The following is a 12,786-nucleotide window of genomic DNA, read 5'->3' as shown; positions in this document are numbered from 1 at the left end:
AAATGTCCGAAAAAGCGCGGTAAGCGCCGCCTCAGCGCATGCGATCCAGCCGGCTGGCCTGGTACTTGGCGCGCCATTTCGGGCCGGGTCCGCGCATGTAGTGCAGCTCGGGGCGGTAGGGATTGGCTGCGACGCGGATCAGCGTCTGCCATCTGGTGGCGACGAAGCTGAGGGGCTGGCGCAGCAGGCTCAATGAAGCGAGCAACATGGCATCACCTCAATGCGGCTTGCCGAGCATGGCGGTGAAGGGGAGGTCGAACAGATCCTCGCCGTCGGAGCCGCTGACGTGGATCACCCAGTCGCGCCAGTCCTCGGCGCCGGGGGTCTGGATCATCGAGTTCATGATCTGAGCGGCGCGGTCGCGCGCCTCGGTCAGATTGGCGACTGCGGCGCCGTAGCGGTCGATCAGCGTGCCCTCGGTGTTGGAGCAGTGAAAATAGACCTGGACCATAGGCGCCTCCTGTAGAAAGCGATCGGGACGGCAAACCGATACCACCCCAAGCATTCGCGAAACATTCGGGTCGAGCCCGGTAAGGAAATCTACGGATATTGGTCGGACCCAAGGTCGTTACAGGTTTAATCACAGGCGGGTGATGACTGGACGGCACCGCGGCGGCATGGAACAACGCCCGCGGGAAGGCGGCTCACCGTGAACCAGTTCACATTCGATCGCGAACGGCCAAATCTGCGCTTGCCTGCAGCGGTCGTTCTTGCAGCGGGCTTCGCCGCCGCGCTGCTCGGCTTCGCCCCGGCTTCGTCCGAGCCGGTCAGAAAGAGCGGCTACGCGATCGGCACCGAAGCCTGCGGCAGCGGCGATCTCGCCTTTCCCAGGATCCAGATCGACATGAAGGCGGGATATTGCGCCGGCCTCGTTGCCGACGAAGAGGATCGCCTCAAATTTCCGCGCTCGATCGTCCAGGTGCCCGGCCGCGACCTTTTGGTGGTCGCCGACATGGGCGGCTGGGGCCACACCGACGGGCGGCTGCTGCTGCTCGATCCGCGTGGCCCGCAGGGGCAACGCTTCAAGGAGCTGCTGACGGGGATAGAATACCCGTTCGCTCTCGTCATCGGCCCGGACAAAAAGCTTTATGCCTCGACCGCGGAGACGATCTTCCGGTTCGACCCGCTCGCGGACAATCCACGCAGCACGGTCGAGACCATCATCCGCCACTTGCCCGGCCGTCGGATCACGCTGCCCGATGGCACGAGGACCGATGAGAGCGCGCATCCGCTCAAGCAGTTCGTGTTCGACCGGAACGGCCGGCTGTTCGTCAATGTCGGCTCGCACAGCGACGATTGCATCACGCCTGCGCCGATCACAAGACCCTGTGCGGCGGCCGAGGGCGTGTCCGCGCTGGCATCGATCTGGCTGTTCACGCCGCCCGCAGGCGGCGTCTTCCCGGCATTGAAACCTGGCGATCCCGACCCGCCGCACATTGTCTATGCGCGCGGCCTGCGCAACTCGATGGCGCTGGTGCTGCACCCGAAGTTTCCGGACGCTGGCTACGCCTTCCTGCAAGGCGAGAACGCCCGCGACCTGCCCGACATCTTCAAGCCGAACGAGGAGATCAACGCGATCGAGCAGGGCAGGCACTACGGCTGGCCCTATTGCTACGATTTGTCGACGCCGAGCCCCGAATTCAGGCTCGTGCTGCAATCGGGCGCGTACAAGTCGTTCTGCTCGGCCAATGCGCTCTACAAGGCGCCGCTCGCGCTGCTGCCGCCGCACGGCGCGCCGCTCGCGATGCTGTATTACCACGGCGCCAAATTCCCCGAGCTGGAGGGCAAGCTGCTGGTCGGTCTGCACGGCTATCGGCCGACCGGGAGCCGGCTGCTGGTCTATGACGTCGACGATCACGGCTTTCCAAAGCCCAGCGCGGCACCGGTGCGCTATCACGTCAGTTGCGCAGCCGAGCCGACCCGCAGTTTCCGGACCGACGCCGGCGAGGTCGCCGCCGCGCCGTTCGAAGAGCTGATTGCAGGTTGGCACCGCGTCAACGGCGCGCGGCCGCAAGGTGCGCCGGTCGGCATGACGGTGGCCGAGGACGGCGCGATCTGGCTGGTCGAGGACAAGAACAAGACCGTGATCCGGATCGATCGCGCGGCCGGCGAGCGACCTCAGCCGCTCCCCTGCGATACGCGCAGCCAGGCGATGATCGACCAGCTCGCAGCCTTCGTCGCCAGAGACGCGCAGAACAGCGTTCGCCTCACCACCTTGCGCAAGGGCCTCGTCGAGAAGCATTGCGTCGGCTGCCATTCGGATTTCGGCCTGAGCGCGGGGCAATCGGATGCGGAGAAGGACAGGGCGGTGCTGCACTTCATGCTGGCGCAGGACGGCTGGATCTACCCTGGCGATCCCGACGCCGGCAGGCTGCGGACGCGCCTGCGCGGCCTAGGCGCCGAGAAGCTGATGCCGCCGGGCGGCGAGAGCCTGCCCAAGACCGAGCCTGGTTACACGCGCCTGCTCGATACCGCGGACCTGTTCGTCGCCAAAATGGTGCCGGGCACGCGGATGCGGATCAAGCCAGGCCCGCCGCAGCGGAAGTTTTTCAGCAACGCCAACAAGGAATGCGGCGAAATACCGGCTGGAAACGTCGTCGTCGTGACACAAAGGAGCGCTGTAGACAGACCCGGCTTTAGCCGATTCTTCCGGCCAGCCGATCCCTATCTGAACGGCGAGTGCACCGACGGCGATGGCTATTACATCCGGCAGGAACTTCTGGTGCCTGTGCAGTAGCATCCTGCTGGTCACGACGCTGCCGGCCGCTGCCGAAACAAAACTGTTCGAAAGCGCACAGGTGACGCCCGCCAGCGAATACACCTTCGGCATCGAAGGGCCGGCCGCCGATCTCGACGGCAATCTGTTCGTCGTCAATCTCGGCAAGCCCGGCACCATCGGCAAATTGCCCGCTGGTGGCGCCGCCTCGGAGCTGTTCACGACGCTCCCCGAAGGCAGCGTCGGCAACGCGATCCGTTTCGATCGCAGCGGCACCATGTTCATCGCCGACTACAAGAAGCACAACATCTTCGCCATCCCCAAGGGTGCGACCAAGCCCGCGGTGTGGTTTCACTCCGGCGAGATGAGCCAGCCCAACGACATCACGATCGCGCCGGACGGCACGATCTATGCGAGCGATCCGAACTGGAAGGGGCGCGAAGGCCACATCTGGCGCATCGCCAGGGGAGCGGACGGTACGGTGCGGGGGCAGGTGATGTCGACGCCGCGCGCCATGGGCACCACCAACGGCATCGACCTCAGCCCTGACGGCAAGACGCTCTATGTCGGCGAATCCAGCAGCGGCCAGATCTGGTCCTATGCGATCAGCGGCAACGAGCTGACGGCTGCAAAACTCGTCAAGGCGTTTCAGCCCGACACCATCGACGGCCTGCGCACCGACGTTGCCGGCCGCCTGTACGTCGCGCGCATTCTCAAGGGCACGATCGCGCTGATGAAGCCGACCGGCGCGGTCGAGCGCGAGATCCCGCTGAAGGCCAAGGAGCCGACCAATATTGCCTTCGGCGGCAGCGACGGCAAGACCGTCTTCGTCACCCAGCGCCAGGGTGGCTTCATCGAGTCCTTCCGCACCGACCAGCAGGGCCGCGAGCACTGCCTCCAGCGTGGGCGTTGCTGAGCTTCGCAAGCGCTCTGCTTTCCGCGCAGGGCAGCGCGACGATGGACGGCATTTTTCTTGCTTGCATCCGGCGGCCGTGGCGATCAAGACTCTGCGGCACGTCCAGTAGCAGGCGACCACGGAGTGTTGAGTGAAAGCCGTCTATACCGAGCTGCACCGCAGCCACGATCCGCAATTCTTCTTGGTGCGTGGTGTCGTCAAGCGCACCACAGAGCAGCCCGAGCGCGCCGATCGCCTGCTCAGGGGATTGAAGGACGGCAGGCATCAACTGGTCGAGCCAACCAAGTTCGGGCCCGGTCCGCGCGCACGCATTCACAGCCCGGAATACCTGTCGTTCCTCAGCGAAGCCTGGGACGCCTGGACGGCGCTCGGCGATGCCGGCCCGGAGATGATCGGCAATATCCATCCCGTGCGCCATGCCGCGACCTATCCGACCCACATCGTCGGCAAGCTCGGCTGGCATACCGCCGACACCGCAGCGCCGATCGGCCCGGGCACGTGGGCCGCGGCCTGCGCCGCCACCGATGTTGCGGTGACCGCAGCGCAGATGGTGATGGATGGCGAGGACGCAACTTACGCGCTCTGCCGTCCGCCCGGCCATCACGCCTATCGCGACATGGCCGGCGGCTTCTGCTTCCTCAACAACAGCGCGATCGCGGCGGCGCATCTGCGGCAGAAGTATGAGCGCGTCGTGATCCTCGACGTCGATGTCCATCACGGCAACGGCACGCAAGGCATCTTTTATGCCCGGCCCGACGTCTACACGATCTCGATCCATGCCGACCCCGTTGCGTATTATCCGTACGTATGGGGCTATGCGCATGAGCGCGGCGAAGGACCCGGCCTCGGCACCAACCTCAACATTCCGCTTCCCATCGGCACCGGCGATGACGGCTATCTCCAGGCGCTGGACATCGCGCGCAAGGCGATCGAATCCTTTGCACCCGGCGCCCTCGTCATCGCACTCGGCCTCGATGCCTCCGAGCACGATCCGCTCAAGGGATTGGCCGTCACCACACCCGGCTTCCGCCGCATCGGCCAGGCCATCGCGAAGCTGGGCCTGCCGACCGTGCTCGTGCAGGAAGGCGGCTATCTCTCGGACATTCTCGGCGCCAACCTGACCTCTGTGCTGGCGGGATTCGAAGAAGCGCGGTGATGCTTACCTCTCCCCGCTTGCGGGGGGAGGTCGGAATTTGCGCAGCAAATTCCGGGTGAGGGGGTACAGGTCGCGCGGCGGTCCCCTGTGCGGAGAGAGGTCCCTCACCCCGACCACTCAGCGCGAGCGAAGCTCGTCGCGTCCCCGTAACAACGGGGCGAGGGAGAAGAAGCCGCGTCGCTCGCGACTCAAAACATCCCACTCGGCGCACGCGCCTTGCAGACACGAGCCGCCTCACTCAGCCGCCTCGCGGAGGGGCCAGGCATGGCGGCTGATGGGAAGGCCGCCGTCCGCGCGGGAGCCGTCGGCGATCGCGAGGCGATGCGCGGGCGATGGCGAGCACAGCGAGAAGCGCCAGGCGTTCGGATCGTCGACGATGTCGGGCTTGAAGCTGATCTCGATGGCCTCGCGTGACACCTGCATGGCGAAGGCGTCGAGCGGCAGATTGAGCCCAAAGCCCCTGGCCTTCAGATAGGCCTCCTTGAGCGTCCAATAGTCGAAGAAGCGCTCGATCGCCGCCGGCTCCGGCAGTCCGCGCAAGGCTTCGACCTCTTCCGGCGCAAAGAAGCGAAGCGCGGTGGACAGCGGCGCGACGCGCCGCGACACGGTTTCGACGTCGACTCCGACGGCCTCATGCCGCGACACCACGCAGGCGACGCAGCCGTCGGCATGCGACAGGCTGAAATGCAGCGCGGTCGAGGTGGCCGGTGCTGCGACGAACGGCCGGCCATAGCGGCCCGCGCCAAACGACCAGTCGGTGGGCGCGACGTTGGAAGCGACCTGTGACAGCGCCAGGCGCAACATCGCATGCGCGAAGATGTATTGCCGCCGATGCCGCTCGAACACGAAGCGATCGGCCCGGGCCCGCTCGTCGACCGAGAGCAGGCGTCGGCACGCCTCCGCCGCGCCCGGCACGTCAATGGTCTCGATCAGTCCGACAAAGAGTTCGATTCTGTCGTCTGCCATCAATTGGGCCCATGGCGTCGGGCGAGGCCAAATCCCTCGGTGCCGACGGAAGAAACAACTGCGCAAGAATCAGCCGAGAGGACCGTACCTAGCGGTCCACCCGGGCGAATTCTTGTCGATTTGCAGGCCGGTTTACAGGCGTAAGCTTGTGCGAGCCCCCAAACTCGACACGCAAGCGGCCGCTCTGTGAAGATTCGTACGGCCGTCCCCGCCGACGAATTTACTTCTTCTTCTTGGACTTCTTCTTGGATCCGCGCAGAGCCTTAAGGCTGGCGTCGACATCCTTCAGTGCGAGCTGGAGTTTTTGCTTCTCGAAATTGAGCAGGTCTTGCAGCGCCTTGCGGTCCTCCGCGCTGAGCGAGGTCTTCTTGGTAAATTTGATGAAACCCATAACACTCCCCCGGTTGAAAATGATCATCCCAATCAAAATCCGAGAATAATCTTGCGCGACGACGCCAAATAATCAAGCTGCAACTTGATCATTCACAGCTTTGGGGCGTGAACCCGTATTCTGGCGCGATGTCGCGGCATCAAGCGGCCCTGCGCGCGAGCAATCTCCCGAGTGGTGCGTTGGGCTGGGCGATCGCCGCCGTTAGCAGGGCGACGAGGTCCTCCATCCATTCGCCGACCGCTCGGCCCTCGAGCAAATCGCGCTTGTAATTGCAGGAGCCGGTAATGCCGGTCGGGCGCTCCTTGAGCATCAGCGACAGCCAGGTCTGGTCGATCGGCAGCACCGGCTGGCCTTCGCGCGCGACGTTGCCGATCGATTCTGTCGCGAGATCCGGGAGATCGAGCGGCCGGCGCAACGGATTTTGCAGCGTGAAATAGACCTGGAGCAGCGAGGCCGGATCGATCCCCTCCTGCTCCAGTCGATCGGCCAGGACGTTGAACGGCAGCTCCTGCCGCGCATGCGCCTCGAGCACGCTCTGGCGCACCCGCAGCAGAGCCTGCGCGAAAGACAGGTCCGGCGTGATTGTCGTGCGGACGATCACCGTGTTCTCGAACGGGCCGATGATCCGGTCGGTGTCCGGCTGGGCACGATTGGCCATCGCGGTCGCGACCGCGATGTCGGTGCGGCCCGTCCGGGCCAGCAGCATGGCCTTCAGGCCGGTGAGGAAGCACATGAACAGCGTGCAATTGTGCTGGCCGGCAAACGCCGTCAGCCGGGCGATCAGCTCGCGCTCGAGGCAGACCGGATGATGCCCGGTGGAGGCGCCCGGGCTCGATTCGCCGTCGAAGAGGGGACCCGCTCCGCGCAAATTCAGGATCCAGTCGGAAGCCTGGCGGCGCGCCGCGTCGGTGCCGCACCACCAGCGCTGCCAGCGTGCCACGTCCGAAAAGGCCGGCGGCGGGCTCGGCAGCGGCGCAGACGGATATCCGGCCAGCGCGGCATAGCGGCTCGACAATTCCTCGAACAGCACGCCGATCGACCAGCCGTCGACGACGGCGTGATGCAACGTCAGCAGCAGCACGTGGTCATCGTCGTGGAGCCGCAACAGCCGGGCGCGCAACAGCGGCGCGCGCGTGGTGTCGATCGGGGTATAGGCCTCCTGCTCGATCAGGAGATCGATCTTCCTGAGCTCGAGCGCCTTGCGCCGCTTGTTGTTGTGGGAATGACCGTCGCCGATCGTCTCGACCGTCATGATTCGGCCGAGCGTGCGTGGCGCGGCGATGCGGCTTTCCGGCTCATCGCCGTTCCAGGCGAACGCGGTGCGCAGCGATTCGTGCCGGCGCACCACGTCGTCGATCGCCTTTGCCAGGGCGGCCGAATCGAGCGGGCCCTGCAGACGGAAGGCGAAGGGCAGGTTGAGCTGCGGCAGCCCCGGCAGATTCCGCTCGATGTGCAGCATCTGGTCCTGTCCGATGGAAGGCGCCGGCGGCCCGCCCGCAGCCGATCGCGGCAGGCTTGCGGCAGGCTTGTGCGGCTTCGTGGCCACGGTCTGTTCGACCCGCCGCGCCAACCCCTCGATCGTCGGCGCCTCGAAGAGGGCCTTGATCGGCAGCGACACGCCGAGCGCCCGCGCGATGCGCGCCATCACCTGGCCGGCCAGCAGCGAATGGCCGCCGAGGTCGAAGAAATTGTCGGTAACACCGATGCGTTCGACGTTCAGCAGGTCGATCCAGATGTCGGAGAGCACCTTTTCGGTGAAGTGCCGCGCCGGGACGACCGCATCCGCGCCGGACGTTTCCGGTGGGACGGACGCCAGCAGCGCCGAGCGGTCGATCTTGCCATGGGCGTTGAGCGGCACCTGATCCAGGAACAGGAAGGCGGCGGGGACGGCGTGGACGGAGAGGCGGCTCTTCAGGAAATCGCGCAGCTCGCTGGCACTGCTGCGGCTGCCGGGCTTGGCGACGACATGGGCGATCAGCCTGATGCCGCCGCTCGCCTCGCGGCGCGGTTCGACGATGGCGGCGCGCACGCTTGGATGCTCGGCCAGCGCGTTCTCGATCTCCTTGAGCTCGATACGATAGCCACGGATCTTGACCTGATGGTCGGCGCGGCCGAGGCATTCGATCGTCCCGTCGGCGCGGCGCCGGGCCAGATCGCCGGTCCGGTAGAGCCGGCTGCCGGCCTGGCGCGAGAACAGATCGGGCAGAAAGCGCTGCCGGCTCTGCGCGGGATCGTTGATATAGCCGCGGCCGATTCCGGCGCCGCCGATGCAGAGCTCGCCGGTCACGCCGATCGGTTGCGGCTGGAGCTGCGCGTCGAGCACGTAGAGCTGCGTGTTCGGCAGCGGCGCCCCGACCGGAACGTTGGCCGTCGCGATCGCCGGCGCCTTGGTAAGGCGATGCAGGGAGACGTCGTCGGAGCATTCCGACGCGCCATAGGCATTGATCAGCGGCACCCTCGGGCAGCGGGCAAACCAGGCGCGGCAGAGCTCGACGGGCAACGGCTCGCCGGTCGAGATCAGCAGCCGCAGCTTCGCGAAGGCGCGCGGGATCGGCGCCTCGTCCATACGCTCGAGAATGAGGCGCAGCAGCGAGGGCACGATCTCGAGCACCGTGATGCCCTCGCGCTCGATCTCGCGCGCCAGCAGCATCGGGTCCTGCACGATCGCGCTGCCGCAGACATGGACGCGCGCGCCGACCATGGGACCGGCGAGGAATTGCCAGACCGAAATGACGAAGCTCTGCGGCGCGATCTGCGCGATCACGTCCTTAGGCGAGAGGCCGAGTTCGGAGATGAGCGAGGCCAGATGGTTCGACAGGCCGCGCTGCTCGATCATGACGCCCTTCGGCGCGCCGGAGGAGCCGGACGTATAGACGAGATAGGCAAGGCTCGAGGCGGCGCGGCGTGCGGCGCGGGCCGTTTTTGTCGACCCGGATGCAAGAGCGTCGTCGAGCTCGGCCACCGGGATGCGCTCGACCAGCGGTTCGAGCAGGGCCTCGACCATGGCAGACTGAGCCCGCCCGGTCAGCAGCACGCGGGCACAGCTCGATCCGAGGATGGTCGAGAGCCTTGCCGTCGGCTGGTCGGGATCGAGATTGAGGAAGGCCGCGCCGACGCGCTGCACCGCGATCATCGCGGCGAGCAGGTCGGGCCCGCGCTCCGCGAGCAGGGCAACCACGCTCTCGGCGCCGACGCCCTCACGGGCAAGCCAGCGCGCGGCCGCCCCAGTGCGACGCGCCAGCTCGCGATAGGTTAGGGACGTGCGACCGTCCGAGACCGCGACTGCGTTCGGCGTCTTCCTCGCCTGGCGCTCGAAGCGTTCGCTCAAGTTGCCGCGTGTGGTGAAATTGGCCGGCATGCCCCGGCCTTTTGCCAGCGCTTGCCGACGTTCGGCCTCGGTCAGGAGCGGCAGGCGCGAGATGCGCTGTTCCGGATTGGCGATGACGGCCTTGAGCAGCGCCTTGAACTGGGCCGCCATGGCTTCGATCGTCGCGGCCTCGAACAGATCGGTGGCGTATTCGAAGAAGCCGGTGAAGCGGCCATCGGCCTCGACCAGTTCGAGCGTGATGTCGAACCGCGCCACCCTGGGATCGACTTCCAGCCGCCGGGTCGACAGGCCAGGAAAGCGCGCCGCCTCGATCGAGGCGTTCTGGAGGATGAACATGATCCGGAACAGCGGATTGCCGTCGCTGCGGCGCGCCACCCGCAATGCGCGCAACACCTCCTCGATCGGAAGGTCCTGGTTGCGGTAGGCGTCCAGCGTGACCTGCCGCACCCGCCGCAACATCTCGCCGAAGCTCGGATCGCCGCTGAAATCGTTGCGCAGGACCAGGGTATTGGCGAACAGCCCGATCAGGCGTTCGCTCTCGATCTGGTTGCGGTTGGCGATCAGCGATCCCGTGGCGAGGTCCTCATGCGAGGTGTGGCGGAACAACAGGCACTGGAAAGCGGCGAGCAGCGTCATGAACGGCGTGACGCCCTGGTTCTGGCTCAACGCGCGCAGCTCGGACGAGAGGGACTTTGAGAATTCAAGGTAGTGACGCGCGCCGTGTCCGCTCCAGATCTCAGGTCTCGGCCTGTCGGTTCTCAGCGGCAGCATGGTGACGCCGTCGAGCTGGGTCCGCCAATAATCGAGCTGCTCCCTGGCCGCGGGCGTCTGCGCCCAGCTTTGCTGCCAGAGTGCGAAGTCGCGATATTGGAAAGCGGGCGGCGGCAGTGCGGCCGAATGCTTCTTGCGTGTCGTGGCATAATGGACGGCGAGCTCCTGCCAGAACAGCCGCTGCGACCAGCCATCGGTGGCGAGGTGATGGACGTTGACCACCAGCGCATGGTTGTTCCTGTCGAACGACAGCAGTGTCGTCTTCAGGGGCGGCGCGTGGGCCAGGTCGAACTGACGTTGCGCAAGCCTGAGCGCCTCGCGCCGGATTGCCGCAGGCCGCCTGCCCGCAGGGCATGGCTTGAGCTTGATGCGCTCCAGCCGCGGCGTCGATGACAGCACGAGTTGCATCGGCTCGCCCTGGCGCTCGACGAACACCGAGCGCAGCGCCTCATGGCGCGTTGAGATCGCAGCGAGGCTCGCAGACAGCGCGGCGGCGTCGACCGGGCCCTTGAGGACGGCGATCTCGACGACGTTATAATTGTACCGCGTCGGGTCCAGTCGCGAGAGCACGTACATCCGCTGCTGCTGGAACGACAGCGGTGCGTCCGTGCCTGCAAGCCGGCGCCAGCCCGGCAGCGCCGTCTCGCGCCGGCTTGCGGCGGTCTCGATCCGGGCCGCAAGCGCTGCGACCGTCGGGCAATCGAAGATATCCTCGAACGAGAAGTCGACATTGAAGCGGTCGCGCAGGCGCGAGCGCATCTGTGTCACCGCGAGCGAATCCGCGCCGAGCGCGAAGACGTCCTGGTCGGCGCCGACCTGCGGCAGCTCCAACAGGCCGGCCCAGATCTCGGCGAGCTGGCTCTCGACCGCATTGCGCGGCAGCCGGGTCTCGTCGTCCGCGTCGACCGTTGCAATCAGCCCGGCGAGGGCGTTGCGCTTGACCTTGCCGCTGGCGCCCTTCGGCAGCGCCGCCACGCTGCGGATCACGCTCGGTATCTTGTAGGCCGCAAGCCGTTTTCGTGCGAATTGGCGCAACTGGTCCGGGGTCGCCTCGGCATTCGGCCGCAGCACCACGACTGCCGCGACGTTCTCGCCGAGCTTCTGGTGCGGGACCGCGAACACGCCGGCTTCCAGCACCGCCGGATGGCTGAGCAGGACGTCTTCCACCTCCAGCGGCGATATCTTCTGCCCGCCGCGGTTGATGACGTCCTTGATGCGGCCGACGATGAAGAGATAGCCGTCGTCATCGAGATAGCCGAGGTCGCCGGTCCTGAACCAGCCGTTGCGGAATGCGGCCCGCGTCGCCGGCTCGTCATTATAATAGCCGCGGCTCATGTTCGGCCCGCGCAGCACGATCTCGCCGTGCGCCCCGCTTGCGAGCGTGCGGCCGGTCTCGTCCATGATCGCGATCTCCGGGCCGGCGGCGCGACCGACCGACGCGACCTTGCGCAGCTCGAACCGATTGGCCGCAATCTGCGAGGCCGCCTCGGTCATGCCGTAAGTTTCGAGCACGGGAACGCCGAACGTTGTCTCCAGCCCGGCGAGAATCCTCGGCGCGAGCGAGGCCGAAGCCGACCGGATCACGCGCAGCGACGATGGTCGGGCGCGGTCGGGGTTTACTTCCGCCGCCGTCAGCAATGCGCGCTGAATGGTCGGCACCGCCGTGTACCAGGTCGGTTGCAGCTCCCGCATCCAGCCGAAGAACGACGCTGCGTCGAAACCGTCGGTGCAGATCACGCTGGAGCCCGCGGCCAGCGCCGTGAGCAGGCCGGAGATCAAGCCATGGGCATGAAACAGCGGCAGGACGTTGAGCAGGCGATCATGCATCGTGAGCGACAGCACATGGCCGGCATTGTAAGCGGACAGGCAGACATTGCGATGGGTCAGCGGCACCATTTTCGGTCGCGCCGCCGTGCCTGACGTCAGCAGGATGAACGCATCGTCGTCGCCGCGCGAAGCGCCGCCGGCATTGGCCGGCCCGATCGCCGGAGCAATGAACGCGCAGCCGCCGAGATCGTGGGTGGGCCCCGCCACGAAATCGATCAATGCGATGTCGAGCATCCTGGCGGCGTCACGGCTCGCCGAGTTCATGTCGGCCCGGGTCACGAGCGCGGTCAGCTTCAGTTCGCTGAAATAGCGTTGCAGCTCGTCCGCCGTCAGATCGGGGTTGACGGGGACGCAGGCGCAGCCTGATGCGACTGCTAGCAGCGCCAGGGCAGTATCGGCGCCGCGCGGCAGCGCCACCGCGATGCGGTCTGCGGGACGGATGCCGAGTTCACGCAAGGCACGCACCAGTTGCCGGATCGACTCGGCCAGCGCGCCATAGCTGAGCGCCGGCCGGCCGGGAGCGAGGAGTGCGGGCGCCGCCGGCGTCCTGCGGGCGTAGAATTCGAGAAGGCCGCTGATATGCGCGAACACCTTCGTTTCGGCCGTGGTGCCGGCTGATGCTTCGTCCGCTCCGGATGCAATGTCCGACAACGCCATTCCCTTTTGGACCGATTAAGTTATTCTTCCAAGAAGTTGGGGAATGCGTCCAGTCCGA

8 protein-coding genes are annotated in these 12,786 nt (G+C 66.3%); 3 read left to right on the top strand and 5 right to left on the bottom strand.

From position 1 onward, the window contains the following. Nucleotides 1-31 precede the first annotated feature (31 nt). Nucleotides 32-208, bottom strand: a complete 177-nt coding sequence (locus tag I6F36_RS29740) for a hypothetical protein (RefSeq protein WP_172788150.1) — start codon at nucleotides 206-208, stop codon at nucleotides 32-34. 9 nt (nucleotides 209-217) lie between these two features. Continuing rightward, nucleotides 218-451 (bottom strand): hypothetical protein, encoded by a 234-nt coding sequence (locus I6F36_RS29735; protein WP_036011788.1) that lies wholly within the window; start codon nucleotides 449-451, stop codon nucleotides 218-220. A 198-nt stretch (nucleotides 452-649) separates the two neighbouring features. Between I6F36_RS29735 and I6F36_RS29730 the strand changes: the two genes are divergently transcribed. The 3 genes from I6F36_RS29730 to I6F36_RS29720 all read left to right on the top strand — a co-directional run bounded on the left by I6F36_RS29730 (nucleotide 650) and on the right by I6F36_RS29720 (nucleotide 4,788). Beyond that, on the top strand, nucleotides 650-2,737 hold the full coding sequence (locus I6F36_RS29730; RefSeq protein WP_225172711.1) for a PQQ-dependent sugar dehydrogenase: 2,088 nt from the start codon (nucleotides 650-652) through the stop codon (nucleotides 2,735-2,737). Next, a complete protein-coding gene (locus I6F36_RS29725) occupies nucleotides 2,694-3,632 on the top strand; it encodes an SMP-30/gluconolactonase/LRE family protein (RefSeq protein WP_036035942.1) in 939 nt (312 codons plus the stop codon). Before I6F36_RS29730 ends, I6F36_RS29725 begins: the two co-directional genes overlap by 44 nt. Before the next feature lie 130 nt (nucleotides 3,633-3,762). Further along, on the top strand, nucleotides 3,763-4,788 hold the full coding sequence (locus tag I6F36_RS29720) for a histone deacetylase family protein (protein ID WP_225172710.1): 1,026 nt from the start codon (nucleotides 3,763-3,765) through the stop codon (nucleotides 4,786-4,788). 234 nt (nucleotides 4,789-5,022) lie between these two features. On the opposite strand, the gene I6F36_RS29715 is transcribed toward I6F36_RS29720, so the two are convergent. The 3 genes from I6F36_RS29715 to I6F36_RS29705 all read right to left on the bottom strand — a co-directional run bounded on the left by I6F36_RS29715 (nucleotide 5,023) and on the right by I6F36_RS29705 (nucleotide 12,728). Then, a complete protein-coding gene (locus I6F36_RS29715) occupies nucleotides 5,023-5,754 on the bottom strand; it encodes a 4'-phosphopantetheinyl transferase superfamily protein (protein WP_225114010.1) in 732 nt (243 codons plus the stop codon). Between the two features lie 220 nt (nucleotides 5,755-5,974). After that, nucleotides 5,975-6,145, bottom strand: a complete 171-nt coding sequence (locus I6F36_RS29710; protein ID WP_225114011.1) for a hypothetical protein — start codon at nucleotides 6,143-6,145, stop codon at nucleotides 5,975-5,977. Between the two features lie 139 nt (nucleotides 6,146-6,284). After that, complete coding sequence (locus I6F36_RS29705) at nucleotides 6,285-12,728, bottom strand: non-ribosomal peptide synthetase (RefSeq protein WP_225172709.1); 6,444 nt, start codon at nucleotides 12,726-12,728, stop codon at nucleotides 6,285-6,287. Between the last annotated feature and the right edge of the window lie 58 nt (nucleotides 12,729-12,786).

This window comes from Bradyrhizobium sp. BRP19 (genome assembly GCF_020194195.1).
Taxonomy (GTDB): domain Bacteria; phylum Pseudomonadota; class Alphaproteobacteria; order Rhizobiales; family Xanthobacteraceae; genus Bradyrhizobium; species Bradyrhizobium yuanmingense.
This window is presented reverse-complemented; position numbering and strand designations above follow the sequence as displayed.

Coding starts and splice junctions, on each gene's coding strand:
- I6F36_RS29740 (WP_172788150.1), bottom strand. CDS start 208: ATGTTGCTCGCTTCATTGAGCCTGCTGCGCCAGCCCCTCAGCTTCGTC.
- I6F36_RS29735 (WP_036011788.1), bottom strand. CDS start 451: ATGGTCCAGGTCTATTTTCACTGCTCCAACACCGAGGGCACGCTGATC.
- I6F36_RS29725 (WP_036035942.1), top strand. CDS start 2,694: ATGGCTATTACATCCGGCAGGAACTTCTGGTGCCTGTGCAGTAGCATC.
- I6F36_RS29715 (WP_225114010.1), bottom strand. CDS start 5,754: ATGGCAGACGACAGAATCGAACTCTTTGTCGGACTGATCGAGACCATT.
- I6F36_RS29710 (WP_225114011.1), bottom strand. CDS start 6,145: ATGGGTTTCATCAAATTTACCAAGAAGACCTCGCTCAGCGCGGAGGAC.
- I6F36_RS29705 (WP_225172709.1), bottom strand. CDS start 12,728: ATGGCGTTGTCGGACATTGCATCCGGAGCGGACGAAGCATCAGCCGGC.